Origin of the sequence: Streptomyces sp. NPDC014894, assembly GCF_043080985.1 — a bacterium.
Classification (GTDB): Bacteria; Actinomycetota; Actinomycetes; order Streptomycetales; family Streptomycetaceae; genus Streptomyces.
In genome coordinates, this window is sequence record NZ_JBIBWD010000007.1 from 284,830 (window position 1) to 309,769 (window position 24,940).

Annotated in this window: 22 protein-coding genes; 14 read left to right on the plus strand and 8 right to left on the minus strand. The window is 72.8% G+C overall.

What is annotated here, in order from left to right:
* Positions 1 to 9 precede the first annotated feature (9 nt).
* Positions 10 to 1,587, minus strand: a complete 1,578-nt coding sequence (locus tag ACF089_RS19015; protein ID WP_392027818.1) for an FG-GAP-like repeat-containing protein — start codon at positions 1,585 to 1,587, stop codon at positions 10 to 12.
* Between the two features lie 233 nt (positions 1,588 to 1,820).
* On the opposite strand from ACF089_RS19015, the gene ACF089_RS19020 reads away from it, so the two are divergent.
* Complete coding sequence (locus ACF089_RS19020) at positions 1,821 to 2,057, plus strand: hypothetical protein (RefSeq protein ID WP_392027821.1); 237 nt, start codon at positions 1,821 to 1,823, stop codon at positions 2,055 to 2,057.
* Between the two features lie 891 nt (positions 2,058 to 2,948).
* Here ACF089_RS19020 and ACF089_RS19025 read toward each other — a convergent pair.
* Together ACF089_RS19025 and ACF089_RS19030 are read right to left on the minus strand one after the other, a co-directional pair.
* Entirely contained in the window at positions 2,949 to 3,359 is a 411-nt protein-coding gene (locus ACF089_RS19025) for a VOC family protein (RefSeq protein ID WP_392027824.1), read from the minus strand.
* Between the two features lie 63 nt (positions 3,360 to 3,422).
* Complete coding sequence (locus ACF089_RS19030; protein ID WP_392027826.1) at positions 3,423 to 3,815, minus strand: helix-turn-helix domain-containing protein; 393 nt, start codon at positions 3,813 to 3,815, stop codon at positions 3,423 to 3,425.
* A 310-nt stretch (positions 3,816 to 4,125) separates the two neighbouring features.
* Here ACF089_RS19030 and ACF089_RS19035 point away from each other — a divergent pair, with 310 nt between their 5' ends.
* The 3 genes from ACF089_RS19035 to ACF089_RS19045 all read left to right on the plus strand — a co-directional run bounded on the left by ACF089_RS19035 (position 4,126) and on the right by ACF089_RS19045 (position 7,671).
* Positions 4,126 to 6,174, plus strand: coding sequence for a M4 family metallopeptidase (locus ACF089_RS19035; protein ID WP_392027828.1), 2,049 nt, complete (start codon positions 4,126 to 4,128; stop codon positions 6,172 to 6,174).
* A gap of 241 nt (positions 6,175 to 6,415) precedes the next feature.
* The gene (locus ACF089_RS19040) at positions 6,416 to 7,015 is read left to right on the plus strand and encodes a dihydrofolate reductase family protein (protein ID WP_392027831.1); all 600 of its coding nucleotides are present in this window, start codon (positions 6,416 to 6,418) and stop codon (positions 7,013 to 7,015) included.
* 341 nt (positions 7,016 to 7,356) lie between these two features.
* Positions 7,357 to 7,671, plus strand: a complete 315-nt coding sequence (locus ACF089_RS19045) for a 4a-hydroxytetrahydrobiopterin dehydratase (protein WP_392027834.1) — start codon at positions 7,357 to 7,359, stop codon at positions 7,669 to 7,671.
* A 1,082-nt stretch (positions 7,672 to 8,753) separates the two neighbouring features.
* Here the strand turns inward: ACF089_RS19045 and ACF089_RS19050 are convergent.
* Positions 8,754 to 9,977 (minus strand): lipase family protein, encoded by a 1,224-nt coding sequence (locus ACF089_RS19050; protein WP_392027836.1) that lies wholly within the window; start codon positions 9,975 to 9,977, stop codon positions 8,754 to 8,756.
* Between the two features lie 380 nt (positions 9,978 to 10,357).
* On the opposite strand from ACF089_RS19050, the gene ACF089_RS19055 reads away from it, so the two are divergent.
* On the plus strand, positions 10,358 to 11,704 hold the full coding sequence (locus tag ACF089_RS19055; RefSeq protein ID WP_392028177.1) for an MFS transporter: 1,347 nt from the start codon (positions 10,358 to 10,360) through the stop codon (positions 11,702 to 11,704).
* Positions 11,705 to 11,912: 208 nt separating this feature from the next.
* Positions 11,913 to 12,482: a hypothetical protein gene (locus ACF089_RS19060; RefSeq protein ID WP_392027839.1), complete on the plus strand. Its 570-nt coding sequence runs from the start codon at positions 11,913 to 11,915 to the stop codon at positions 12,480 to 12,482.
* A 66-nt stretch (positions 12,483 to 12,548) separates the two neighbouring features.
* Here the strand turns inward: ACF089_RS19060 and ACF089_RS19065 are convergent, their stop codons facing one another.
* The 3 genes from ACF089_RS19065 to ACF089_RS19075 form a co-directional block, all read right to left on the minus strand.
* Positions 12,549 to 12,749 carry a DUF397 domain-containing protein gene (locus ACF089_RS19065; RefSeq protein ID WP_392027842.1) on the minus strand — a complete coding sequence of 67 codons (201 nt, stop codon included), beginning with the start codon at positions 12,747 to 12,749 and terminating at the stop codon, positions 12,549 to 12,551.
* 188 nt (positions 12,750 to 12,937) lie between these two features.
* Positions 12,938 to 13,138, minus strand: coding sequence for a DUF397 domain-containing protein (locus ACF089_RS19070; RefSeq protein ID WP_392027844.1), 201 nt, complete (start codon positions 13,136 to 13,138; stop codon positions 12,938 to 12,940).
* An 11-nt stretch (positions 13,139 to 13,149) separates the two neighbouring features.
* Positions 13,150 to 14,004 carry a helix-turn-helix domain-containing protein gene (locus ACF089_RS19075; protein ID WP_392027846.1) on the minus strand — a complete coding sequence of 285 codons (855 nt, stop codon included), beginning with the start codon at positions 14,002 to 14,004 and terminating at the stop codon, positions 13,150 to 13,152.
* 252 nt (positions 14,005 to 14,256) lie between these two features.
* Here ACF089_RS19075 and ACF089_RS19080 point away from each other — a divergent pair, with 252 nt between their 5' ends.
* From ACF089_RS19080 to ACF089_RS19095, 4 genes are all read left to right on the plus strand, one after another.
* Positions 14,257 to 14,712 carry an ATP-binding protein gene (locus ACF089_RS19080; RefSeq protein ID WP_392027849.1) on the plus strand — a complete coding sequence of 152 codons (456 nt, stop codon included), beginning with the start codon at positions 14,257 to 14,259 and terminating at the stop codon, positions 14,710 to 14,712.
* A 116-nt stretch (positions 14,713 to 14,828) separates the two neighbouring features.
* The gene (locus ACF089_RS19085; protein ID WP_392027851.1) at positions 14,829 to 15,419 is read left to right on the plus strand and encodes a hypothetical protein; all 591 of its coding nucleotides are present in this window, start codon (positions 14,829 to 14,831) and stop codon (positions 15,417 to 15,419) included.
* On the plus strand, positions 15,416 to 15,673 hold the full coding sequence (locus tag ACF089_RS19090; protein WP_392027853.1) for a hypothetical protein: 258 nt from the start codon (positions 15,416 to 15,418) through the stop codon (positions 15,671 to 15,673). The genes ACF089_RS19085 and ACF089_RS19090 overlap by 4 nt, the downstream gene beginning before the upstream one ends.
* Before the next feature lie 106 nt (positions 15,674 to 15,779).
* Positions 15,780 to 17,729: an amidohydrolase gene (locus ACF089_RS19095; protein ID WP_392027855.1), complete on the plus strand. Its 1,950-nt coding sequence runs from the start codon at positions 15,780 to 15,782 to the stop codon at positions 17,727 to 17,729.
* A gap of 16 nt (positions 17,730 to 17,745) precedes the next feature.
* On the opposite strand, the gene ACF089_RS19100 is transcribed toward ACF089_RS19095, so the two are convergent.
* On the minus strand, positions 17,746 to 20,010 hold the full coding sequence (locus ACF089_RS19100; RefSeq protein WP_392027858.1) for an MMPL family transporter: 2,265 nt from the start codon (positions 20,008 to 20,010) through the stop codon (positions 17,746 to 17,748).
* A gap of 411 nt (positions 20,011 to 20,421) precedes the next feature.
* Between ACF089_RS19100 and ACF089_RS19105 the strand changes: the two genes are divergently transcribed.
* From ACF089_RS19105 to ACF089_RS19120, 4 genes are read left to right on the plus strand one after another with little or no spacing between them, the layout of a single operon-like run.
* A complete protein-coding gene (locus ACF089_RS19105; RefSeq protein WP_392028179.1) occupies positions 20,422 to 21,114 on the plus strand; it encodes a class I SAM-dependent methyltransferase in 693 nt (230 codons plus the stop codon).
* A gap of 47 nt (positions 21,115 to 21,161) precedes the next feature.
* Positions 21,162 to 22,352: a pyridoxal-phosphate dependent enzyme gene (locus ACF089_RS19110; RefSeq protein WP_392027861.1), complete on the plus strand. Its 1,191-nt coding sequence runs from the start codon at positions 21,162 to 21,164 to the stop codon at positions 22,350 to 22,352.
* Positions 22,349 to 23,587, plus strand: coding sequence for an ATP-grasp domain-containing protein (locus tag ACF089_RS19115; protein ID WP_392027863.1), 1,239 nt, complete (start codon positions 22,349 to 22,351; stop codon positions 23,585 to 23,587). Before ACF089_RS19110 ends, ACF089_RS19115 begins: the two co-directional genes overlap by 4 nt.
* The gene (locus tag ACF089_RS19120) at positions 23,584 to 24,882 is read left to right on the plus strand and encodes an MFS transporter (protein ID WP_392027866.1); all 1,299 of its coding nucleotides are present in this window, start codon (positions 23,584 to 23,586) and stop codon (positions 24,880 to 24,882) included. Before ACF089_RS19115 ends, ACF089_RS19120 begins: the two co-directional genes overlap by 4 nt.
* The last annotated feature ends 58 nt before the right edge of the window (positions 24,883 to 24,940 follow it).

The following is a 24,940-nucleotide window of genomic DNA, read 5'->3' on the forward strand; positions in this document are numbered from 1 at the left end:
CCCGGCCGGTCAGTCGGTGTACCGCTCGCCGAACCGCTCGCCCGGGGCGGCGGCCGTGCCGAGCGCCTTGCCGCCGTAGACGAGGGACTTGGCGGCGGTGATCCCGCCGGAGCCGGCCGGGAGGACCCACACCGAGCCGGCGCCCTTGTTCTCGCCGATCGCGGTGACGGCGAGTTCCGTGCGGCCGTCGCCGTCGCCGTCGAGGAACCTGGCGTGCGAGCCGAACAGATCGTCCTTCTCGGCGGAGCCGGGCACGTTCTTGGTGTCCTGGGTGAACTCCCGGGCCCCGGACCCTGTCGGTCCGCTCTTGGTCCCGCGCAGGGTGATCACTCCGCCGGCCCGTATCTTGCCGGAGACCCGTTTCTCCGACGCCCCGACCGCGATGTCCGCGTACCCGTCGCCGTCGGCGTCCCCGACGGCCACGCCCGAGCCGAAGCCCCTGGTGTTCGCGGGAGTCCCGGGCACACCGGCGGTGTTCAGGTCGACGATCCGGCTCTTGACGCCGACGGGGCCGCCGGCCGAGCCGGGGAGATGGGTGATCCGGCCGCCGGCCTTGTCCGTGTCGTCGTAGGGGTCCAGATCGGTCTGGCCGACGACGATGTCGTCGAAGCCGTCCTTGTTCACATCCCCGAGGTCGAGGGAATCGCCCTTCACCACCTCGTTGACGTGGTTCCCGAGCACACGCGGATCGGCGGGGCCGTCGGCCGTGCCCTTCCAGTGGTACATCAGAGCGGTGCCGGGCCGCTCGCCCGTCCAGCCGTGCAGACCGACGATGTCGGTGATCCCGTCGCGGTTCGTGTCACCGGCGGTCAGCTCGCCGACCCACCGGGCCGCCTCGTTGTCGACCTCCGGCGTGTACGACGTCCCGGCGGGGGAGCCGTCGGCCTTGAACGGTCCGTGCAGCACCATGAGGCCGCCGTCGCTGTGGGCGGTCGCGATGTCCTGACGGCGGTCGCCGTCGAAGTCCCCCGCCACCAGCGCCTCGTTGTACCCGTCCGTGGCGAATCCGGCGGTCTTCCCGCGACCGAGGCCCTTCGCGCTGCCCCAGAGGACGGTCACCTCAAGATGCTTGCGACCCGGGACGGGCAGGCCCCTTCCCCAGGAGTTGACGGCCAGGTCCGCGTATCCGTCCTGATTGAAATCGGCGGAACTGATCGACCTGCCGAACTCGTCGTTGCTCGCCGGGATGCCGGGCGTTCCCGGAGTGCCCCGGTGGACCACTTGCTTGCCGGTGGTCCTCAGACCCGACTTCGAGCCGTACAGCACCGAGACATAGCCCGCCGACTTCTTCTTCTCCACCGTCGCGTGGGGAGCGGCCACGGCGAGATCCTGATATCCGTCGCCGTTGAAGTCGTCCTTCGGCTTGCCCTTCGGTTTCTTGGCCCGGGCCGCCGAGGGCTGTACGCCGGACTTCACCGCCTCGGTCGCCTCGCTCGCCTTGGCCGCCTCGGCCGTCCGCGCGGTCTGGGCGGAATTCCGCGCCCGCTCCCCGGCCGGCGCGGCGAACGCCGTCGGAGCGATGGTCGCGCCGCTGACCGCGATCGCGGCCACCAGCGCCAGACCGCAGGTCACACTACGTGTATTCATGAACTACCCCACCGGATCGCGATCGTGACGGATGACAGGGAACGGACGCCGCCCAAAGCGGCACACCGTGCTTCTCTTTCGACCGTCGCGAACGGGCATAGGTTGCACAGGAATCGATATCACTCGACACGTGATTCCCCCGTCCGGACCCCGGAGAGAGCCGCCCCGGCGAAGTGGCGCGCACCGCCCCGGAGGCGGATCCTGGAAATAGGTCACCGTGAAGGGAGACCGCGATGAACGACCAGGATTACGGGAGCGTCGGATCCGATCAGATCCTCTCGGTCGAAGAGGGCACCCAGCTCAAGTCCCGCCTCTCCGCCCAGCGAGCGGGCGAGACCTGGCGCTGGATGGGGAATTACGGAAGCCCCCAGGAAGCCGCCCAGGTCGCGAACAATCCGCCGGCCTGTCTGGCCGGGGCCGTGGTGTTCGGGGTGAATGGGAATCTGACTCCGGCGTGGATGTTCTTCTGACACCTTGAGCCTGCGGCTCTCGCTCGCCTTCGGGGGCTCCGGGGGCTGGGAGGATTCCCGCTGCGCGGCCGCCCGGGTCGCTGCGGGGGCGGGCGGGCGTGTGCTTGCGGGCTGCCGGAATGAGCTGTGGGCGAGCGCCGCGAGGCGGTGGTGAGGCATCCGCTGTGGGCTGTCCGGAGAGCTGCGGCAGTGCTGCGGCAGGGCCGCGCGGGCGAGCCGTTCGGGGAGTCGCCGTAGGGCTGCGGCGGGGACACCGAAGTCTCCCTGCGGTCCTTCCGCTTGCGGATGGTGAAGAATCGCCGCAGCCGCCCGGAGAGCCACGGCCCCGGCGGGCCGCCGGAGGCAGCACCCCGTGGGGCATCACCCCGTGCCGGGGCGCCCCTCGGGGCCTGGGCCGGATGCGGCCAAACCACGGCCAGGCGGCCCGCCGGGGGCCGCCCGCCCGCTTGTACGCCCGCCGTCACGGCGGCCCGCATCGCCCGGGCCGGGCCGGTCCTTCAAGGCTTGCGCTGGGTGCGGCAGAAGCGCTGGTCCGGCGGGCAGCCGGATGGACCGCCCGCTCGCCGCGAGGCGGTCCAAGGCGCCTGCCCCCTGCCCCCTGCCCGGGGCGTCCCGTACAGGGCTTGGGCCGGAGTGCGGCGGGCGGCCCGCCGGACGCTCGGAAACCCCGCCGCCCGCCGCCGCAGGGGCGCGTGCCCGCTCGCCGCGAGGCGGCCCGGGGCCCTGCCCCCTGCCCGGGGCGTCCCGTACAGGGCTTGGGCCGGAGCGCGGCGGAAGTGCCGCCAGGCAGCCTGCCGGAGGCCCCGCCCCCGCTCGCCCGCCGCAGGGGCGCATGCCCCCCGTCACGGCGGCCCGCATCGCCCCCCCCAGGAACCCGGCCGGGGCCGTTTCTCAGGTCTTCGGCTGGGTGAAGCGGATGCGGTTGCCGAAGGGGTCGCGGAGGCCGCAGTCGATGCCGTAGGGGCGGTCGGTGGGCTCTTCGGTGAATTCGACGCCCTGGGCGAGCAGGGTTTCGTAGGTCTTGCGGCAGTCGGTGGTGGTGAGGATGAGCCAGCCGCCCATCGCGCCCTTGGTCACCAGGTCGCGGACCTGCTGGGCCGTCTCCTCGGACATGGCCGGGGCGCCCGGCTTCTCCAGCATGATCTGGCGCTCGGGGTGGCCGGGGACGTTGACGGTCAGCCAGCGCATCAGACCCATGTCGATGTCGGCGGCGACCTCCAGGCCCAGCTTGCCGACGTAGAAGTCGAGGGCCTCGTCCTGGTCGAGGACGTATATCTGCGAGTGCGTGATGGCGTTGAACATGACGATCACGCTACGGGCCCGGCCGGACGGAAACTTATCCAGAACTGCTCAGCCGTCGGACGCTCAGCCGCTCGGCCGCGCCCACGCCATCGTGAAGCACGTCGGCACGCTCGCCGCCGCCGTCTCCTTCCGGTACTCCCTCGGCGACCGGCCGACGATGTCGCGGAAGGTCCGGCTGAAGGTCCCCGGGCTGCCGAAGCCCACGTCGAAGCAGATGTCGGTCACCGGCCGGCCGGTCTCCCGCAGCAGGAACATCGCCCGCTCGACCCGGCGGCGCTGGAGATAGCGGTGCGGGGTCTCGCCGAAGGTGGTCCGGAAGGTGCGCGCGAAGTGCGCGGGGGAGACATGGGCGATCCGGGCCAGCGCCGGAACGTCCAGCGGCTGGGCGTAGGCCCGGTCCATCGCGTCCCGCGCCCTGAGCATCAGGCGGTTGGTCTCTTCCACGGCGCGGCTCACCCCGCCATCACACCACGGCGGGACGGCTCCGCGCCCCCGCCGGGCCGATGCGCGTCGCCCCCGGCCCCGCGGGCGATCGGTTATGGCCAACCCGGGGAAGACTGCGGACCGCCGGCGGATTTGGTGCAACGCTTCTTCCACTGCCGCACCACACACCCCCGCAGCCACACCGGTGCGGCGGGACGGCCCCGTAACGGCCCCGTGCAGGCCCATGGAGCCCCCGCACCTCCCGCTCTGCCCCGTTCGGGAACACACGCCGGACGGGCCCTGCCTCCGGCCGCCGACCGCGGCCTCCGCAGAAGGAGTTCGAGTGAGAAGACCACCGTTCAAGGCGTCGGCAGCGGCCGCCCTGCTCGCGTCCGGCGCGCTGCTCGCCGTGGCGCTGCCCGCCGGCCCGGCCGGAATCGCGTCCGCCGCCACCGTGTCCGCCGCCGTGCCGGAGCCCCGTGCCCGGGCGGGCGCGGAACCGGCGCGGCTCACCCCCGCCGACCACGCCGAGCTGCTGGCCGACGCCCGCGCCGACCGGGCGCGGACCGCCCGCGCGATCGGTCTCGGCGGCGCGGAGACCCTGCTGCCGGGCCAGGTCCTCAAGGACGCCGACGGCACCCTGCACACCCGCTACGAACGCGCCTACCGGGGCCTCCCGGTGCTCGGCGGCGACCTCGTGGTGCACACCGCCCCGTCCGGCGCGGTCGAGGGAGTCACCCGGGCCGCCCGGGCCCGGATCTCGCTCCCCACCACCACCCCGGCGCGCGGCGCCGCCGAGGCGAGGGCCGGTTCGCTGGCGCGCGCCGAGAAGGACGGCATCCGCGACGCCGTCGTCTCCGACACCCCTCGTACGGTGGTGTGGGCCGCCGCCGGACGCCCGGTCCTCGCCCACGAGTCGGTCGTCGAAGGCGTCCGGAGCGACGGCGTGCCCAGCGAACTCCATGTGATCACCGACGCCTCGACCGGGGCCGAGCTGTACCGCTACGAGGGGGTGAAGAGGGGCACCGGCTATACGCAGTACAGCGGCCAGGTCTCCCTGGGCACCCTCCAGTACGGGCCCGCGTACAGCCTGGTCTCCGCCGACCACGGCGTGCACCGGACGTACGACATGAACCACGGGACGGACGCGCCACGGCTCTTCACCGACACCGACAACATCTGGGGCGACGGCACTCCGGGCCACCGCCAGACCCCGGCGGCGGACGCCGCCCACGGGGCCCAGGTCACCTGGGACTACTACAAGGACGTGCACGCCCGCTACGGCCCCCGCAACGACGGCGAGAGCCCCTCCTCCCGGGTCAACCGGGGTCACTTCAACGGCGCGTACTGGCAGAGCAACTGCTTCTGCGTCTCCTACGGGAACGGCAACGGCGTCACCACGAAGGTCCACACCAGCGTCGACCTGGCCGCCCACGAGCTGACCCACGCGCTCACCGCGGAGACCGCGAAGCTGGCCTACACCGCGGAGTCGCAGGGGCTGAACGAGGCGACCAGCGACATCCTCGCCACCGGGGCGGAGTTCCACGCGGCCAACCCCGTCGACAAGGGCGACTACCGGATCGGCGAACGGCTCGACCTCCACGGCGACGGGACTCCGCTGCGCCACATGGACCGTCCGGCCCGGGACGGCCGGTCGCCGAACTACTGGTACCCCGGGATCGGCACCCGGCCCGGCGACCCGGGCCCGGTCGGGGCGACGGCGTCGCCCGGCCCGGCCAACCACTGGTTCTATCTGATCTCCGAGGGCAGCGGCGCGAAGACCGTCGACGGGGTGGCCTACGACAGCCCGACCGTCGACGGACTGCCGGTCACCCCGATCGGCCGGGCCGCCGCGGCGAAGATCTGGTACCGCGCCCTCACCGTCTACATGATCTCCACCACCGACTACGCCGGGGCCCGCGCCGCCACCCTCAGCGCGGCCGCCGACCTGTACGGCGCTTCCTCCGCCGCCCACCGGAGCGTCATGGACGCGTGGGCCGCGGTCAATGTCGGGGCCAGGTACGGGAATCCGGCGCCCAGGCCCCCGGGCCCGGTCTTCGAGAACGTCACCGACGTGCCGATCCCGGACGCGCCCGGCGGCGGCGCCCTCGGCACGCCCGCCGTCTCGCCGATAGACGTCGCCGGGGTCGCCGAACCCGGCATCGTCCGCGTCCATGTGGACATCGTCCACCAGGGCCGGCTCTCCCTGGAGCTGGTCGCGCCGGACGGCACGGTCTACTGGCTGAAGGATCAGTACGACCTGACGCCGCTCGCCGCCGACCACGACGTGGACGTCTCGGCGGAGGCCGCGGGCGGCACCTGGAGTCTGCGGGCGCGGGACACCACGGCCGGGGGTGTGAGCCTGATCAGCGGCTGGAAGCTGACCTTCTGATCCTCTGATCCCCTCCGCCCGGGTCCGCCCGGGTCCGTCAGGGTCCGTCAGGGTTCGTCAGGTTTCGCCCGAGTCCGTCCGGGGTGGTGCACGGCGCGGGGTCCGGCGTACGGCGTCCGGGCCCCGCGCCATGACATGTGCTCCGGATCACACCGCGGGGATCGCCGAGGGGCGATGATTCCGGAGCGCCGTCGTCGTCTGATCCGGCGTAACCCCCCGCAGCCCCAGAGGAGCGAGTCCGGTGCGCATCATCATCAGCGAGTTCATCAGCCTGGACGGCGTCGTACAGGCCCCCGGCGGTCCCGGCGAGGACGGCGACGGCGGCTTCGCCCACGGCGGCTGGTCGCACCCGTTCTTCGACGCGGAGGTGGTGGGCGGGGCCTTCGACGACGCGCTGGGCAAGGCCGACGGCCTGCTGCTCGGCCGCCGCACCTGGCAGACGATGGCCGGGGCCTGGCCCGGCCGGGCCGGCGACCCGTTCGCCGACCGGATGAACGCCCTCCCGAAGTACGTCGTCTCCAGCACCCTCACCGACGCCGATCTGACCTGGCACAACACCCGGCGCCTCGCCGGCTCCGAGGCCGCCGCCCGGATCCGGGAACTGCGCGCGACCGAGGGCGGCGATCTGCTGGTGATGGGCAGCCCCACCCTCGTACGCACCCTGCTGAGCGAGGGCCTGGTCGACGAACTCCGGCTCATGATCATGCCGGTGCTGCTCGGCGGCGGGAAGTCGGTCTTCCCGGACGACGGCGGGCTGCGCAGGCTGGAGCTGGTGTCGAGCGCCGTCAGCGGCGCGGGGGTGCATGTGTGCACCTACCGGCCCGTTCCCCCGGGGGAGTGAGCGGGGCCGCCCGCGTCCGGCAGCGGCAGCGGCAGCTCCAGGGCGGAGCCGGGGTGCAGGGTGACGAGCACCGGCGTCAGCCGGGTCGCCTCCCCGGTGCCGGGTCCTGGGGCCGCCGGGTCTTGCGGCCCGGTCCTGGGGCCGATACCTGCGGCCCGGACTCGCGGCCCGGGCCCGGGCCCCTGGCCCTCGGCCGGACCGGTGGGTCCCGAGGCCCGTTCCGCGGGGCCGCGCCCGGACCGGCGTGTCCCACCGCCCGGTTCTGAGAGGCTGCGCCCGGAGCCCGGCGTCCGGCCGGTCCCGGTCCGATGCCGTACGTCCCCGCCGAACGGAGCCCGCCCATGCCCGCCGCCCCGCTGACCTCCGCCGCCCTCGACCAGGCCCTGACCGCCCTCCCCGCCTGGAGCGTCGAGCACGGCGGCCTCACCGCGGCCTTCACCGCCGACCGGGCGGCCCTGCCCGCCCTCTACGCGGCCGTCGCCGCCACCGAGGACGAGGCCAATCACCACGCCGACATCCGGATCCTCTACACCACCCTCACCTTCACCCTCTCCACCCACGACGCGGGCGACGCGATCACCGCCCTGGACACCGCCCTCGCCTCCCGCATCACCGCCCTCGCCTCCGAACACGGCGCCCGCCCGGCGACGTCCTGACCTGGGCCGTGGACGAGCCGGCCGCCCGGGTACGGGGTCCATCACGCTCCGGCCCGCGCCGCGAGCCGGAACACCCGGGCACGGCCGAGCACACCCGGGCACGGCCGAGCACACGCGCGCTCGGCCCGGCCGTCCGGCGACCCGGAACGCTCGGCCCGTGGAACGCGGACAACCCGACCTCGCCGTCCGGCTGTCGCCGATTCCCGTGGTGGTCGCGGTGGCGATGGCGGCGTGGGCCGACCGGCTGGGCCGGGAGGCACGAGTTTCCAGCTCAGCGGAGGCAATGGCGGCCGACCTTCTTCCGTACGACACGTATGGCGGCGGCGGTCTGGGGCCGAAATCACATACGTGACACCTCAGTCGGCGGCGAGCACCTGTGGAACAATTGGCCCATGGAGCTGGAGAAGCGTGGTTCAGAACCACATCCGGGGTTGCTGACCTCGCTTTCTCACGCGTGCCCACATCGTGTGATGACAGTCAGGCACCGCCTGACCCTCATGGCCGTCCTGGCCCTCATCGTGATGGTGTTCCGCTCCGAAGCGCCGCTCCGCCTTCAAGCCTTGTGCCGAATCGGCAGACCTGATCTTCTGGCCCTCAGACCATAAGAGCGCCGCTTCCTCCCTTTCTGGGGTGGAGCGGACCTTTGTGCGTGGGAGCGCTTCAAGGAGCAGGGTCTCCTCCACCCCCCTTCGCGGGTGAGAGGACAGAACGGCAATGCCTTTCCGGATCAGGAGCAGCAACCGACCGCCTGAGCAGCAGACGACTTCCCCGGCGGCTCCGGCCATCGAGGCCCCGTCGGCGGCTCGGGGTGGACAGGCGCATCAGTGCCCGCAGCCGGCGGCGGAGCCCGGGGTCGGCGGTGCGGCTGCCCGTGGCGGGGTGAGCGGTGTCGCCAAGGGCATCGGCTTCGGCGTCGGCATGTGGGCGTGGAGCCAGGTGAAAAGCTGGGCCGGGATCGACGAGGGATAGATCCCCATGAAGGGCGGGCAGCCGGCGAATTCGGCTGCCCGCCCTTCATATCCCGTCAGCGACGCTGGTTCAGCGCCGGCCGGATTGCGGTCAGGCCGCAGGCTCAGCAGGTCTCAGCCCGACTTCGCCGACTCGTCGAAGAACGCGACGACCCGGGGCACGGCCTCGCGCACCGACCGGTTGTGGTCGACGTCGCCGACGTCGGTCAGCCCGTGCGCCGCGCCGTTCCTCGTCAACTGGTCGGAACAGTGGGCCGAGTGACCGAAGTCGACGTCCTTGTCGCCCCTGCCGTGGAAGATCTCCACCGGTACGGAGGGACGCCAGTCGCAGGTCTCGTCCAGCGGGCGCAGCCTCTCCTTGAGCACGCCGTCGGGCCTCCGGACCTTGTTGAGGAAATCCTCGGTGAACAGATCCTTGGAGGCCGACGGGAGTCCGGCGACGATCTGCGCGACGGTGTGATGACCGTCCAGGAGAGTCTCCACCCGGCTGTCGTAGGGGGAGCGGAAGGCGTCGCCGGGCGATGCGTAGAGGCCGTACATCCGGTTCCAGGCGACGGCGAAGTAGGCGAGATAGAGACCGGATTTGTCGATTTTGTCATCGGCGGCCGCGGCCTCGAAGGCGGAGAGGTGGAAGGGACCGCCGACCGGGGCCAGCGCCCCCGCCCTGAAGTAGCGGTCGGCGCCCTCCCGCTGGAGCGCCCGGCCCACCAGCATGGTCGCGGGGCCGCCCTGCGAGAACCCGCTGATCTGGACCTTCCGCTTCAGCTCCCGGCCGTCGCGGTGGGCGAGGGTCCGGGCCGCTCGCAGGCCGTCCACCGAGGCCGCGACGGTGGCCCGGGGATCCCCGTACGGGTGGAAGCCCTCGCCCGAGCCGAGGCCCACGTAGTCGGGCGCGGAGACGGCCCGGCCGGTCGAGGCGAACAGCAGGGCCACGAGGCGGTCGTTCGACTTCGGATTCTCCGAGGCGACGTCCTTGCGGTGGACGGTGGTGCCGTGCAGCCAGGAGACGGCGGACAGCCGGCGCTCCCCGTTCCTGGGCAGGACGACGAGCTGGCTCGCGGTCGTGGGCGCGCCCGCGCTGTCGGTGGTGCGGTAGACGACCCGATAGGCCGTCACGCCGTGGCGGACCTGGTCCGACTCGATCTTTCCCTCCCGGAGTCGTCCGGCCACCTCCTCCGCCGTGAGGTCGGCCGCCCGCTCGACGGAGACGACGGCCCCGCCCCGCGCCCGCTCGCCCTCGGGGCCGGCCGCCGCCGCGACCGGGGCCGGCAGGGCGGACACCCCGCCGAGGACGGCCGCACCGGCCAGCATCCGGATTCTCGTTCGCCGTGAAGTCATGGACGGATCATGTCCGCCGGCCGCGCGTCCGCGACATGGAGCGACCACCCGGGCCGCGAGGGGGGAAATCCCCCTCGGGGCCCCTAGGGGCACGGCACTTCGCGCGGAGCCGGTCGCCCCCGGGACCCCTCCGGTAGAGTCGACGCCATGTCTGGTGCTTCGTGCGCGGCGGCCGCCGCGGTGACGAGGACGCTCCGCTAGCGGCGGGGCGTTCGTCTCACACTCGTTGAACGCTCTGTCGCTTCGTGGTCGAACCGAAGCGGCACGTCGGTGCTGCTCGGAACTTCTTCTGAGCAACGGAGCACTTGGTGTTTTCAGGCATTCTCTCTGCGCGCCAGGAGGGATCCTCCTCGGTGCGCGCGTGGCTGGTGCTGTGCTGCATGGCCATGCTGCAGTTCTTCATCGCGGTCGATGTGACCGTGGTCAATATCGCGCTGCCCTCGATCGGCGCGGACTTCGGCGTCGAAGGTCACGCGCTGACCTGGGTCGTCGTCGGATACACGATCACGGGGGGCGGGCTGCTGCTGCTCGGCGGCCGGCTGGGCGACGTGCTCGGCAGGCGGCGGGTCCTCCTCTTCGGCACCGCGCTCTTCGGCGCCGCGTCCCTGCTGGCCGGGCTCGCCCCGTCGTTCGCGCTGCTGGTGGCGGCACGGCTGCTCCAGGGCGCGGGCGAGGCGATCGCGCTGCCGGCGGCGATGGCGGTGATCGTGCTCATGTTCCCCGAAGGGCCGCGCAGGTCACGGGCGTTGAGCGTGTGGGCGGCCGTCGCGAGCTGTGGACTCGTCCTCGGGTTCGTGGTCTCCGGGATCATCACCGAACTGTTCGGATGGCGGTGGATCTTCCTGGTCTCCGTGCCGTTCATCCTGGTCGTGCTCATCGCGGCGGCGGTCCTCGTGCCGGTCGACCAGCCGCCCGCCCGGCGCGCGCCCCTGGACCTCCCCGGCGCGCTTCTGCTGAGCGCGGCCCCGCTGCTGTTCACCCTCGGGGTCGTCGAGGCGGGCGAGTCGGACGGTACGACTCCGTGGCTCCCGCCTGTGGCGCTGCTCGGCGCGGTGGCGGCGGTGGCCCTGTTCGTCCGGGTCGAGCGCCGTTCCCCCGACCCGCTGGTCCCGCTGCGGTTCTTCCGCAACCGGCCGCGCGTCCTCGCCAACCTCGCCACCGCGCTGCTGAGCGCGGCGCTGTCCACCTCGTTCCTGCTCTTCACCTACTACCTCCAGGACCGGCTGGGCGCGGGCCCGCTCGAAGCCGGTCTGACGATGGTGCCGTTGGCCCTCTCCCTGATCGCCGCCTCCGTGCTGGTGCCCCGGTTCCTCGGGCGGTGGGGAGCGCGGGTCTGCGTCCTGGCCGGCGTCGGCTTCACCGCGCTGGCGATGGCCGCCATCGCCCTGGTCTCGCACCTCGGCGCGTCCGGTCCCGCGCTCGTCCCGGCGATGGCGCTGATCGCCGCCGGGATGGGCTTCGGGATCGTCGGGCTCCAGTACGTCGCGGTGACCGGGGTGACCGAGGACGACGCGGGCATCGCCTCCGGCGTCCAGCGGGCCGCCGACCAACTGGGCGGCGCCACCGGCATCACCCTCTACGTCGGCATCGGCTTCGCCCCCGCGTGGGGCGGCGCCGATCCCTTCCTCATCAGCAGCGCCCTGGCCGTGACCGGCCTCGCCGCCGCCGGGCTCATCGCCCACGGGATCTCCCTCCCCACCCCGCCCCCGGAGAAATCCCCCGCCTGACCCGCTGCCCACCCCGCGCCCGCCCGCCCCACGGGCCGGGCGCGGGGAAGGCCCGGGGCGCGGGCCCCCCTTGGCCCTGCCGCACGCGGTTACGTCGTCCTCGGCGCCGTCACCGTGGCCTCGCCGCCGATACGGCTCCGGTCCCGACGACCGCGAGGCAGGTCACAACCGCTCGGCCGACCTGTCAGCGCCGTCCTATGGTTCCGGGATGAGCAACTCTGCCGCGGCCGCTGTCCTCACCACCGCCGACCTGCCTGAAGCGATACGTGCGGTGCGCGCATTGCTGGACATCGCAGACGTCGGTCAGGGAGAGGTCGACTTCGAAGCCGTGATCACATCGCCGGACGTCCTGGCGCAGGTACGTCACGTACTGCCCGACCTCGAATGGTGGGCGTCGGCCGGCAAGGAGCACGGCTCGTCGGAGGCCGGCGACGACCCCGCGGACTGCCTGCCGATCCACGTGTTCGACTGGGGTCGTCCGCTACACCTCGCCGAGCCCTTCATCGTCGCTCTGGGGTCGGACGCCGGAGCTGTTCGGTGGGATCTGGACGCGTGGCCCGCGGTTCCCGAAGCGGGGCTGGAGGCGATCTCGCAGAAGTACGCGTACCTCACGCTGACAGTGAACTCCCGCGACCTCTACCAGGACGATCCCTCGCAGGACCACACCGTCCACGTGCACGCCCAGGACCGGGACGGTGACCAGATCGCCCGTGTCCATTGGCTCGCCGGCCGAGTGGGCGGCCGGTTCACGGGCAGGGTGGAGTCGGCGCACCTGTAGCCGCCGGGCGAACAGGCAACACCGCCGTCTCCGTCTGCCTCCGTCACATGATCGACCGGACAGCTCTTAGTCGAGAAGGTGGTCGAACTCGCCTGCTTTGACGCCTTGTATGAAGGCGGCGAGCTTGGCGCGGTCGGTGGTGATGACGGTGGTGGGTGTGTTGCTTTCGCGCAGGAGGATGGTGCTGGCGAGCCGGGCCATCTCGATGCAGTCCGCCCCTTCAGCGCCGGAGAACGACGACTTCTGCCAGTGGATGGTTCTGTCCATGGCCGTGGCCTCAGTCCTCATGCGATGGGTGGCTGCTCCGGTTTCAGTGTGGCCAGTTGTGCCGGCCTGGAGGCCCGAAGCGGTGGGGTCGGCCGAAATCGGACTGTGCCTTTGCGCGCCCCTGCCGGGGTGGTGAGTCCGGCCGGCCATATGGGGCGGGTGTCGTCCGGTGACCGGCCGGATGGCTCTCAGTCGAGGAAGTGGTCGAACTCGCCTGCTTTGACACCCTGTATGAAGGCGGCGAGCTTGGCACGGTCCGTGGTGATGACCGTGGTGGGGGTGTCGCTCTCGCGCAGGAGGATGCTGCCGTCGTGGTGGGCTATCTCCACGCAGTTCGGCCCGTTCCCGCCGGAGAAGGACGACTTCTGCCACGTGATGCGGTCGCTCATTGCTCTGCCTTTCAGAGTTCGCGTGCGATGTGGTGGATGAGTTGCCGAGACTCTTCCGATTCGAGGGAAGCGTGCCTCGCGGTGTTCAGCAACATCCTGTACCTCTTCAGCTCGGCTTCCGCGCCGAGGAAGTGGTTGCCGAACGCGCTGTCGGCTTGAACGGTGTCCAGCTGAGGGACCACCCCAGTCGCGTAGAGAACGGGCTGCGTGACCTCGATGAACACCTCGCTGGTGAAAGGGATGACGCGCAAGGTGACGCTGGGGCGCTCGGTGCTGTCCATAAGGGCCTGGAGCTGCGTGCGGGCAACTTTGCGACCACCGAAACGCATGCGCAGGGCGGCCTCATGAATGATCGCTGCGAACGGAACGGGGGCGTCGCCGTCGAGAATCTCGGCACGCCTCATGCGGTGCTCGATGCGTGCGTCAATCTCATCGGCGGGCAGCCTCGGCCAGATGCTGGTGAAGAGGGTCCGCGCGTACTCCTCGGTTTGCAGCAGGCCGGGGACTGTCAGGCTCTGCACCGATCGCAGGGCGCGGGCGTGCCACTCAAGCTCTGCGATGTCGAGGAAGGCAGGCGCAAGAATGCCCCGGTAGTCGTCGAACCAGTACTGGCCGCGCCGCTCGGTGCTGATCTCGCAGAGCGCGTCGATGAGGGCGCTGTCGTCGCTGCGGTAGAACGAGGCCAGTCGGCGCAGTCTCTCTTCGCTGATGCCTATGCGGCCCGCTTCCATATGGCTGATCTTGGCTTGATCGACGGACAACATCCCTGCTGCTTCTCGTGCGGTCCGCCCTGCGGCATCACGCAGCTTTCGCAGTTCTGAACCTAACCGCACCTGCCGTGCGGTCGGATTGTCCCTCGTGGGCATGGGTTCCCTCCCCTTTGGTCGGTGCTGAGTGTGCCGCGAGAACGGAGTGCCGGTCTACGGATTCCCTCCTTCGAGGGAGCAGTGTTGCTCGGTCGCATATATGCCCCCTATGGTCCTCGTAGCACCGCGTAGCGCGTCAGTAACCGACCGCAGTGCAGCCGCTGCCGTGCGCCCCGTCCTGGGGCGCGCCCCGGGACGCGGCCAGGCCACGGCGACGGGCGGCGCGGGTCCAACTGTGTGGGGAGACATGGCATGACGCCCTCATCAGCCTTAACGCATGAACCGGCGCTCGGAGTCGGCCTGATCCGTATCGACATTCCGAACTGCCGCGCCGCTCCCGGGCGCGCCCGGGCCTGGTTGGCCGGGCCGGTGCGGGGTTCGCATCCGGGGCGGGCGGAGGATGTGCTGTTGTGTCTGTCGGAGGCGGTGACGAATGTGCACCGGCACACCACCGCGGCCGTGATCCGCATCGACACGGTCATCACGACGCTCTCCGTCCTGGTGCGGGTGCACGACGACCGGCCCGCGCCGCTCGACCGGGCCCCGGGGGCGGGTGTGGAGGCGGAAGGGGGCCGGGGGCTGACGCTCATCGACGCGTGTGCGGACGCGTGGGGGGTGACGTATCTGGGGGGAAGCAGACCGACCGGGAAGGCGGTCTGGTTCAGCGTGGCCCGGGAGCCGGACGGGGCGGCGGGCGGGTGCCGTTGACGGGCCCGGCGCACCCCCGGGCTCCGTACCGTGTGGCACTACAGGCACGACAGGTGCCGCCCGCACCACCGCCACGAGACGCACACCCACCGCACCGAGGGAAATGAGGGCCGGTCATGACCGAGTACAGAGGGCCGGTGTGGAGTATTCCGCTCGCGGGGAGGCGGGTGGAGATCCCGTCGAGCCTGGGGGGCGTGCGGGCGGGGCTCGCGGCGGAGAGGGCGGCGGAGTTCGACGCGGAGGCGGTGCGGACGCCGGGGGCGAGTCTGGTGTACGTGATCCTCGACTGGGCGCTGCCCGAGGGTGCGGCGAGAGAGGACCCCGAGGCGGTCGAGCGGCTGAGAGCCGGTGACTTCCGGGGGGTGGTGGACGGGGACGGCGAGCCCGTCAGCCCCACCAACCCGCCGCGCGACCCCCTCACGGGTGAACCTCCGTCGCCGATGTACCGGTCCGGCTTCCCGATCGGTTCGGTCACCTTTCCGGCGACGATCGAGGGGATCCGGGCGGTGCTGGACGAGGAGCGGCGCGCGGAGTTCGAGGAGGAGATCGCCCGTACGCCGGGGCACGAACTGACCTTCGCCACCGTGCGCTGGGGATATCCGCCGGAGGAACTCGCGGCGGAGGACGCGCTGATCGCCCAGGTGAAGGCGGAACTGTACGCCGGGGTGCTCCGGCAGAACGACCCCGAGCCGGGAGACGACGCATGAGCCGGTACCGCATCCAGTACTCGGGCCACGCCGACAAGGTCCACGCCGAGATGCCGGCCGCCTTCCGCCTCCGCTTCGACGCCGAGATCGCGAGGACGCTCGGGGAGGATCCGTACGGGCACGGCTCGGGACCCGCGGGATCGCCGAAGGAGGAGGACCGGCGGCTGGCCAGTGTGGCGGGGGCGCTCGTGCGCTACTACATCGCCGGGCCGCCGCTCCTCGTGGTGACGGCGGTGAAGATCGTCCACTTCTGAGCCCGACGGCCCGACGGCCGTCCGGCCGGGCAGCCGTCCGCCCGAGCGCCCGGCGAGGTCGAAAACCATTGGCGGTCACGGCGGCGACCGCTGAGGATGCGGCCCCATGACCTCTCGACTCCCGCGCAGACAGCTGCTGTCCACCGCCGGCGGCCTCGGCGCCGCCGCCGCGCTCACCGCCTCGGGGACCGCGGCGGCGACCGGCTCCGGCGGGCGGCGGCGGTCCGCCGCGCTCGTCGTCCACAACGCCCGGGTGCTCACCGGCGTACGCGGCGAACGCCCCCGGCGGGCCGTCGCGGTGGGCCGCGACGGGACGGTGCTGGCGACCGGACCGGACGCGGTCGTACGCCGCTGGGCCGGGCGGGACACCGAGGTGGTGGACGCGGGCGGCGCGACGGTGATGAGCGGGATCGTGGACGGGCACGCGCATCCGGTGGGGGCCGCCGCGCGCTCGGTGCGGCCGGGGCTCGATCACCGCGCGCTGACGGTCCCGGAGCTGCTGGAGACGCTGGAGGGGTTCCTCGCCGCGAGCGCGGCGGAGGAGCCGGACGGCTGGCTGGTGGTGGAGGAGTGGGACCCGGTGGGGCTGCTGCCCCTCGGCACTCTGCCGCACCACCGGCTGCTGGCCCCGCTCGCCACCCGCCGCCCCGTCGCGCTCGTCGGCAGCGACGGCCACAACACCTGGGCCAACCGCCGCGCGCTGGAGCTGGCCGGGATCACGGCGGCCACCCCCGACCCGCCCGGCGGGGAGATCGTCAGGGACCCGGACGGATCGCCCGCCGGGCTGCTCAAGGAGAGCGCCCAGTCGCTGGTCACCGACCTCTTCCCGGCGATCCCCGGTGATCTGCTCGTCGCCGCGGCCGCCACCGGGCTGGCCCGCGCCGCCGCCCAGGGCGTCACGACCTTCCTGGATGCCACCGCGACCGAGTGGGAACTCGACGTCTACGCCGCGCTGTCCCGCGACGGACGCCTCCCGCAGCGGATCGTCCCCGCGCTCCAGCTGGAGTCGGCGGACGTACGGGACCCGCGCGCGGCGCTCGACTGGGCGCGCGGGGTGCGCGCCCGGTACGGAGCGGTCCCGGGAGTGCGTTTCGGGACGGTCAAGTTCTTCCTCGACGGGGTGATCGAGCACCCCGCGCAGACCGCCGCGCTGCTGGATCCGTATCTCGGCGCCGACGGGCGGCCGACGGACCGGCGCGGCGATCTGTACGCCACCGCGCGCGAGTTCGCGGAGCTGACCGCGCTCTTCGACCGCCACGGCTGGCAGGTGCACACGCACGCCATCGGCGACCGGGCGGTGCGCACCGCGCTGGACGGGTACGAGGCCGTGCTCCGCGCGGGCGGCCGCCGGGACGCCCGGCACACCGTCACCCATCTCCAGCTGGTCCACCCGGACGACCTGCCCCGATTCGCCCGGCTCGGGGTGCCGGCCAATATGCAGACGCAATGGGCGATGCGCGACCTCTGGACGGTGGACGCGCTGCTCCCGTACATCGGCGCGGAGCGGCATCGCCGGCTTTATCCGACGCGGAGTTTGGAGCGCGCCGGGGCCGTGCTCGCGGGCGGTTCGGACTGGCCGGTCGATCCGCTGAGGGTGTGGAACCAGATCCGTACGGCGATCGACCGCGAGGGGGAGTCCGCGACCCAGGGGCCGCTGTATCCGGAGCGGGAGGGGATCGGCCGGGCCTCGGCGCTGCGGATGCACACGGCCGGTGCGGCGTATCAGCTGCGGCTCGATCGCCGGGTCGGGACGCTGACGCCGGGCCGGGCGGCCGATCTGATCGTCCTGGACCGGGATGTGACCCGGGTCCCCGTGCGGGAGATCAGCGACACCCGGGTGCGGCTGACGCTGCGCGGCGGCCGGACCGTGTACGACGCGGACTCGGCGGCGGGCCGGGCGGTGCGCGCGGGGATGGAGGCGGCGGCCCGTACGGATGCGGCGGCCCGTACGGGGCCGGGTGCGCGCACGGGGACGGGGCCGGGCGCCGGCGGTGCGGCCGCGCGGCACGCGGGGTGCGCCCACGCGCGCGGACGCGGTGACCGTACGGCCGGCTGAACGGCCCCGGGGACGGTCACCGCGCGGCGGCCCCGGTCGGCCGGGGCCGCCGTTCGCTCTCGTCGTGGCCCTCCGCCTCCAGGTGGGGCATGATCCGGTCCAGCCACCGCGGGGTCCACCAGGCGCGCGCGTCGAGCAGCGTCATCACGGCGGGGACCAGCAGCAGCCGGACCACCGTGGCGTCGATGAGGACGCTCGCGGCCAGTCCGAGGCCCAGCATCTTCACGACGATGTTGTCGCTGATGACGAACGCGGCGAAGACGCTGACCATGATGAGCGCCGCGCAGGTGATGACCCGGGCGGTGATTTCCAGGGCGTGCGCCACGCTCGCCCTGGGGTCGCCCGTGCGCAGCCACGCCTCGTGGATCCGGGAGAGCAGGAAGATCTCGTAGTCCATGCTGAGTCCGAAGACGATCGCGAACATCATCATCGGCACATAGCTCTCGATCGGCACCTTGCCCGCGACCCCGAGCGCCGGTCCGCCCCAGCCCCACTGGAAGACGGCGACGACCACCCCGTACGAGGCCGCGATCGACAGCACGTTGAGGACGGCGGCCTTGACGGCGACGAGCAGCCCCCGGAACACGATGAGGATCACCAGGAAGGCGAGTCCGACGACGACCGCGATGATCAGCGGCAGCCGGTGGGAGACGATGTCGAGGAAGTCGACCTGGGCGGCGGTGGCGCCGGTGACGTAGGTGTGGGCGTCCGTGCCGGAGACCGCCTTCGGGAGGGTGTCGTCGACGAGCCGGTTCACGAGGTCGCTGGTCTTCTCGTCCTGCGGGGAGGCGACGGAGTAGGCGGTGGCGACGAGCACGTCGCCGTCCGGGCTCGGGGTCAGCGGGGTGATCGTCGCCGCGTCCCGGACCTGGGAGAGGGTCTGCTGCGCCTGGGCGGCCAGCGCCTGCCGGTCCTGCTGCGGCACGGCGGACTGGTCGACGACGAGGGTCAGCGGGCCGTTGGAGCCGGGCCCGAACGCCGACGACATCAGGTCGAAGGCGCGCCGGTCGGTGAAGGACTTGGGATCCGCGCCGTCGCTGATGTGCCCGAGCTGGATGAAGAGCAGCGGGAAGGCGAGCACGGCCAGCAGGGCCACCCCGCCGGTCAGATACCACCAGGGCCTGCGCTGCACCCGCATCGCGTACCGGTGCCAGCCGCCCTGCACGGTCTCGCCCGGTTCGGCGTCCGTCTCGGCGATCGGCCGGCGGACCCGCAGCCGGTCGATATGACGTCCGATCAGGCCGAGGAAGGCCGGTACGAGGGTGATCGACCCGATCACGGCGGTGACCACGGTGACGGCCGCGGCCAGGCCCAGCTTGCCGATGAAGCCGATGCCGGAGACCCAGAGCCCGGAGAGCGCGATGATCACCGTGCAGCCGGAGAGCAGCACGGCGTGCCCGCTGGTGGCGGTCGCCTTTCCGGCGGCGGTGACGGCGTCGTCGCCGTTCATCAGATTCTGGCGGTGCCGGGTGACGAGGAAGAGCGCGTAGTCGATGCCGACGCCGAGGCCGATCATCGTGGCCAGGGTGGGCGAGACGGTGGCGAAGGTGAAGGCGGCGGCGAGCAGCCCCAGCAGGGCCAGTCCGCAGACGACGCAGACGACGGCGGTGATCAGGGGCAGTACGGCGGCCGCCACACTGCCGAAGCCGATGAGCAGGACGACGATCGCGACGGCGAAGCCGATGGCCTCGCTGGTCCGGTCGTCGGCCATGGGGCGGGCGAGTTCGCCGAGCTGGCCGCCGTACTCGACCTGGACGCCGGCGGAGCGCAGCGGTTCGACGGCGTCGTCGACCCCGTGGAGGTAGTCCTCGCCGAGGGTGGACGGCGGGACGGCGAAGCGGACGGTGAGGTAGGCGGTGCGGCCGTCGGCGGAGAGCGGGCCGACGCCGGGGGCGCTGGGGACGGCGAGGGGATTCTGCGCGGAGAGGACGTCGGGGAGCTTCTGGAGATCGCCGGTGACGGTGGTGAGCGGTCCGCTCGCGGCGCTGAGCGGGCGGTCGCCGTCGTGGAGGACGATCTGCGCGCTGTAGCCGGCGGCGGCGGGCTCGTGCTCGGTGAGGACGTCCAGTCCGTTCTGCGACTGGGTGCCGGGGAGGGCGAAGTCGTCGGAGTAGTCGCCGCCGTGGGTGTGGTGCAGCACCTGGAGTCCGGCGAGGGCGGCGAGCCACAGCATGATGACGACGACCGCGTGCCGGGCGCACCACTCGCCGGTCCGGCGGAGCGTTCCCGCGGGGCGCGCGGGCGGCGCGGGCGCGGGCTTGTGGGGCTGCGGCTCCGGCATCTGCACTCCCGAACGACCGGGCGCCAGACTCCCGCGCCATGAGAAGGGTATGGCGAATATTCTCCATTTATGTCCGCTATGTGGGCGGGGCCACGCCGGTCCACAGGAGTGGATGACCCGCGCACACAAGAGCCGGGAACTCCGGGCCGTCACCGTCCGACTACATCAGAGGACGAACGGGTAGAGGAGGCTCATGTGGCTAGCGGTGCACAGGACGCGGGCGTACGGGACGCAGGCGTACAGGACACGGGCGTACACGACGCGGGCGGGCGGGACACGGGCGTACGGGACGGGGCGGCGCGGGACCGGCCCGGGCGGGACGGCGCCGGAGCGGACGGGCCCGGAGCGGACGGGCACGAAGCGGTCGCCTGGTACGCGGACGACACGCTCTGGGTCGACTTCGCGCCCGCCATGTTCTCCGGCGACCGCGCCGAATCGGTGGCCGCGCTCGTCCGCGACTCCCGGCTGTTCGACTTCCCGGCCGGATCCCGGGTGCTCGACCTCTGCTGCGGCCCCGGCCTCTTCCTCGTCCCGCTCGCCGAGCGCGGACACAAGGTCACCGGCGTCGACCTCAGCCCCGCCATGCTGGAGCGCGCCCGCGACCTCTGCGACCGGGCCGGCGCCGCCGTCGACCTCGTCCGGGCCGACATGCTCGACCATGTCGAGCCCGGCGCCTACGACGTGATCCTCAATGTCTTCACGTCCTTCGGCTACTTCGCCGACCCCGCCGACAACCTCCGGGTCCTGCGCAACGCACGGCGCAGCCTCGCCCCCGGCGGACAACTGATCGTCGACGTCATGGGCAAGGAGGTCCTCGCGGGGTGGATCGGCCGCCCCCAGGCCGTGGACCTGCCGGACGGCTCGTACGTCGTCCAGCGCGACACCGTCCTCGACGACTGGCGGCGGCTGCGCACCGACTGGACCCTCGTCCGCGGCGACACCGCCCGGACCGCCACCATCCACTCCTTCCTCTACAGCGCCGCCGAACTCCACGACCTCTTCGTGGCCGCCGGCTTCACCGACGTGCGGTGCTTCGGCGACTTCGACGGCGGACCCTACGACCAGCACTCGCGCCGGCTCATCGTCCAGGGCCGTACGTCATGAGCCCGGCCGCGGCAGCTCCGACCAGACGCCAGGAGACCCGTAACACCATGGCTCAACCCTCCATACCCGTGCACGAACACATCACCGACGCCCTCAAGGACCCCGACTTCGTACGGCTCTCGGGCCCGGTCGTGCTGGCCCGGTTCGAGACGATGAAGGTGTACGCCGCCCTCGGGGCCGTCCGGTCGCTCCTCGACACCGGCAGGGTCTTACCGGGACAGACCCTCGTGGACAGCTCCAGCGGGATCTACGCGCTCGCGCTCGCCATGGCCTGTCACCGCTACGGGCTGAACTGCCACATCGTGGCCTCCACCACCGTGGACGCCACCATGCGCGCACAGCTCGAAGTCCTCGGCGCGACCGTCGACCAGATGCCGCCCTCCAGCAGTCTGCTGCTCGACCAGGAGCGGCGCGTACGGCATGTGCGGGCCCTGCTGGAGGAGCGGCCGGACTTCCACTGGATGCGGCAGTACCACGACGCGGTGCACTACGCCGGATACCGCGAGTTCGCCGCGCTCGCCGAGGCCGCGCTGCCGCCCGGACCGCTCACCGTCGTCGGCGCGGTCGGCACCGGGGCCTCCACCGGCGGACTCACCGAGGCGCTGCGCGCCGCCGGACGCGAGGTACGGCTCGTCGGAGTCCAGCCCTTCGGCAGTGTCACCTTCGGAAGCGAGGGATACAACGACCCGGAGGCCATCATCGCCGGGATCGGCAGCTCGATCCCCTTCGGAAACGTACGTCATGAGCTGTACGACACCGTCCACTGGCTCGACTTCCGGCACGCCATGGCCGGCGCGGTGGATCTGCTGCGCCGCCACGCCGTCTTCGCCGGGCTCTCCACCGGGGCCGCGCATCTGGTCGCCCGCTGGGAGGCGGAGCGGCATCCGGACGCCGTCCATCTGGTGCTGGGGGCCGACACCGGACACCGTTACGCGGAACGGGTGTTCGCCCGGCACGCGGAGGCCCTGGACCCGGATCTGCTGCGGCCCGAGCGGATCGGGGAACTGGCCGAGCTGAGACCGCCGTGGGCGGTGATGGAATGGGCGGGGCGCTCCGCACCGCCGAACGCGCGCGTCGAGCCGGGCGGACGGGCCGAGTCCGGCGGACGGGCCGAGTCCGCCGGGCGGGCGGACGCCGTCGCACGGGTGGAGGCCGTCGTCCACGCGGGCGGGGCCGCCCGCGCCGCAGCCGCCGACGCCTCCGCCGAGATCGCTCCGACCGCCGGGAGACCCCGATGACCATCGCCTCGCTCGAATCGCTCTCCTTCGGGATCGCCCGTACGGTCGAGGCCGCCGCGGCGGCGGGCCACCGGCTCTGCCTGCTCACCGGCGACCGCGGCGTCTACCGCCACGAGCTGGCCGAACTCCCCGCCGACGCGCTCGACATCGTCGACATCGACACCACGGACGAGTCCTCCGTACGCCGGGTGCTCGGCGCGCTGCCCGGACTCGCCGGGCTGATCAACACCACCGACACCTGGTCCACCCCCGCCGCCGAACTCGCCGCCGCGTACGGCCTGCCCGGGCCCGACCCGGCCGCCGTCCGGCTGCTGCGGGACAAGGCCGAGGTCCGGCGCGCCCTGCACCGGGCCGGGGTCAGCACGAGGACCGCCGTCGACGTCGACGCGCACCCCGACAGCGCCGCACGGGTGCTGGAGGCGGTGGGACTGCCCGCCGTGCTCAAGGACTCCTCCGGCACCTCCTCCCGGGCCGTGTGGATCGTCCGGGACGCCGACGCCCTGCGCGCCGCGCTCGCCGAGGCCGCCGACGTCCCGCTGAAGGGACGGCTCTTCGCCGAACCGTTCCTCTCCGGTCCGCTCTACAGCGCCGAGACCCTCAGCTGGGCGGGCGAGATCCGGCTGCTCGGCGTGTCGAGCCGGCTCACCTCGCGCACCCCGGCCGTCCGCGAGGAGGGCGCGGCCTTCCCCGTCGCCCTGCCGGCCGCCGAACGGGACGGGATCGAGGACTGGATCCGCCGGGTGCTGGCGGCGGCCGGACACGACCAGGGCTTCGCCCATGTCGAGTTCGTCCTCACCGCCCGGGGACCCGAACTCGTCGAGATCAACCGCCGGATCGGCGGCGCGCTCATCGGCGAGGCGCTCTGCCGCACCCTGGACACCAATGTGTACGAGGCGCTGATCGACGTCACCCTCGGCCGCAGGCCCGCCCTGCTGGACGCGGACCCGGCGGCCCTGACCGGCGCGGGCCCGGCCGTCGCGTTCGTCCTCGTCTACCCCGACCGGCCCGGCGTGCTCGTCGACTGGGAGGGACTGGACGGGCTGGACGCCTTCCCCGGCGGGATCGAGTGGTATCCCGTACGGGAGCCCGGCGACTGGCTGCCCGACCTCGGCGACCAGCGCGGCTGCACCGGAATGGTCCTCGCCGAGGCCGCCACCGCCGAACTCGCCCAGCACCGCGCCTGGAGCGCCGCGACCACCGTACGGCCGGTCATGAAGTCGGCAGAAGGGGCGTGAGACGGGTCTCCTGGCCCCAGCTCCTGCTGCTGGGAGCGTCCTTCCTCATCACCCTCGGCAGCTTCGCCGTCCTCCCCTTCATGTCCGTGCTGCTCCACCAGCGCTGGGGGTTCGGGCTCGAAGTCGTCGGCGTCGTCCTCGCGGTGGCCTCGCTGGTGCAGTTCGGCGGCGGGGTCGCCGGGGCGGCGCTCGCCGCCCGGATCGGGCTGCGCGCCGCCATGCTGGTCGCGCTCGGCGTCCGCACCGCCGGGTTCGCCTGCTTCGTGCCGGGGACGGACCGGCCCGCGCTCGCCGTGACCGCCCTGTTCCTGGTCTCGGCCGGGGCGGCGCTCTACCTGCCCGCCAACAAGGCCTATCTGGTGGCCGGGTGCGCGGCGGAGCGCCGCCCCCGGCTGCTGGCGGCGAGCGGCTCCGCCTTCAACGCGGGCATGGCGCTGGGCCCCCTCGCCGCCGCGCCGTTCGTCCTCGGCTCGACCGCAGCCCTGTTCACCGGGGTCGCCGTGCTCTTCGCGGCGGTCGGGATCGCGCACACGGTCCTGCCCCCGGTCCGCGACACGGCGATGGGGGCGGGGGCGGGGGAGGCCGATCCGGCCGCGGCCCGTGAGCGGGCGGCCCCCGGGGAGCGGCCGCTGCCGCCCTTCGCGTACACCGTCCTGTCCGTCTACGTCTTCATGTTCTTCCAGCACTACATCGCGGTGTACGCGGTGCCCCGCACCTCGGCCGCGTACTATGCCGTGCTGCTGACGGGGTACTCCGCGGTGATCGTCGCGGCGCAGCCGCTGCTCGCCGACCGGATCGCGGGGCTCGGCTATCCGCGCGCCCTGCGGCTGGGATTCGGGGCCATGGCGCTGGGCACGGCGGCGATCGCGACCGGAAGTGCGGCGGGGATCGCGGCGGGCGTGCTCACGCTGGCGCTGGTGGAGACCGTGCTCTTCCTCCGGAACGATCTGGAGGCGCTGGCCCGCTCCACCGCCCCCGACGCGACCGTCTTCGGCCGGCAGCGGCTGGCGGCCGGACTCGGGGCCTTCGCCGCCGCGCTGCTCGGCGGACCGCTCTACGGCGCGGCCGAACGGACCGGCGGAGCCGGGCTGTTCTGGCTCGCGGTCGGCCTCCAGAGCCTGCTGCTGCCGGTGCTGCTGTGGGGCGCGCTGGTACGGGGGAGGCACCGCCGGGTCCCCGGCCCGGGCCCCGACCTCGTCCCCGGCCCGGGTCCCGACCTCGTCCCCGGCCCCGGCCCGGGCCCGGGTCCGGTCGCGTACGAGAGTCCGGGCGGCGGCCGGACGGCGTCCTCCTGAGGCGTCGAAACCCCCGTGCGGCGACCAGGGGGCGACACCTTCCCGGCGGGGGTGCGCA

Bases quoted from the DNA above. Each gene is read 5' to 3' on its own strand.
- ACF089_RS19015 (WP_392027818.1), bottom strand. From the start codon at position 1,587: ATGAATACACGTAGTGTGACCTGCGGTCTGGCGCTGGTGGCCGCGATC.
- ACF089_RS19020 (WP_392027821.1), top strand. From the start codon at position 1,821: ATGAACGACCAGGATTACGGGAGCGTCGGATCCGATCAGATCCTCTCG.
- ACF089_RS19025 (WP_392027824.1), bottom strand. From the start codon at position 3,359: ATGTTCAACGCCATCACGCACTCGCAGATATACGTCCTCGACCAGGAC.
- ACF089_RS19045 (WP_392027834.1), top strand. From the start codon at position 7,357: ATGCCCGCCGCCCCGCTGACCTCCGCCGCCCTCGACCAGGCCCTGACC.
- ACF089_RS19050 (WP_392027836.1), bottom strand. From the start codon at position 9,977: ATGACTTCACGGCGAACGAGAATCCGGATGCTGGCCGGTGCGGCCGTC.
- ACF089_RS19055 (WP_392028177.1), top strand. From the start codon at position 10,358: ATGGCCATGCTGCAGTTCTTCATCGCGGTCGATGTGACCGTGGTCAAT.
- ACF089_RS19060 (WP_392027839.1), top strand. From the start codon at position 11,913: ATGAGCAACTCTGCCGCGGCCGCTGTCCTCACCACCGCCGACCTGCCT.
- ACF089_RS19065 (WP_392027842.1), bottom strand. From the start codon at position 12,749: ATGGACAGAACCATCCACTGGCAGAAGTCGTCGTTCTCCGGCGCTGAA.
- ACF089_RS19070 (WP_392027844.1), bottom strand. From the start codon at position 13,138: ATGAGCGACCGCATCACGTGGCAGAAGTCGTCCTTCTCCGGCGGGAAC.
- ACF089_RS19075 (WP_392027846.1), bottom strand. From the start codon at position 14,004: ATGCCCACGAGGGACAATCCGACCGCACGGCAGGTGCGGTTAGGTTCA.
- ACF089_RS19080 (WP_392027849.1), top strand. From the start codon at position 14,257: ATGACGCCCTCATCAGCCTTAACGCATGAACCGGCGCTCGGAGTCGGC.
- ACF089_RS19085 (WP_392027851.1), top strand. From the start codon at position 14,829: ATGACCGAGTACAGAGGGCCGGTGTGGAGTATTCCGCTCGCGGGGAGG.
- ACF089_RS19090 (WP_392027853.1), top strand. From the start codon at position 15,416: ATGAGCCGGTACCGCATCCAGTACTCGGGCCACGCCGACAAGGTCCAC.
- ACF089_RS19095 (WP_392027855.1), top strand. From the start codon at position 15,780: ATGACCTCTCGACTCCCGCGCAGACAGCTGCTGTCCACCGCCGGCGGC.
- ACF089_RS19100 (WP_392027858.1), bottom strand. From the start codon at position 20,010: ATGCCGGAGCCGCAGCCCCACAAGCCCGCGCCCGCGCCGCCCGCGCGC.
- ACF089_RS19105 (WP_392028179.1), top strand. From the start codon at position 20,422: ATGTTCTCCGGCGACCGCGCCGAATCGGTGGCCGCGCTCGTCCGCGAC.
- ACF089_RS19110 (WP_392027861.1), top strand. From the start codon at position 21,162: ATGGCTCAACCCTCCATACCCGTGCACGAACACATCACCGACGCCCTC.
- ACF089_RS19115 (WP_392027863.1), top strand. From the start codon at position 22,349: ATGACCATCGCCTCGCTCGAATCGCTCTCCTTCGGGATCGCCCGTACG.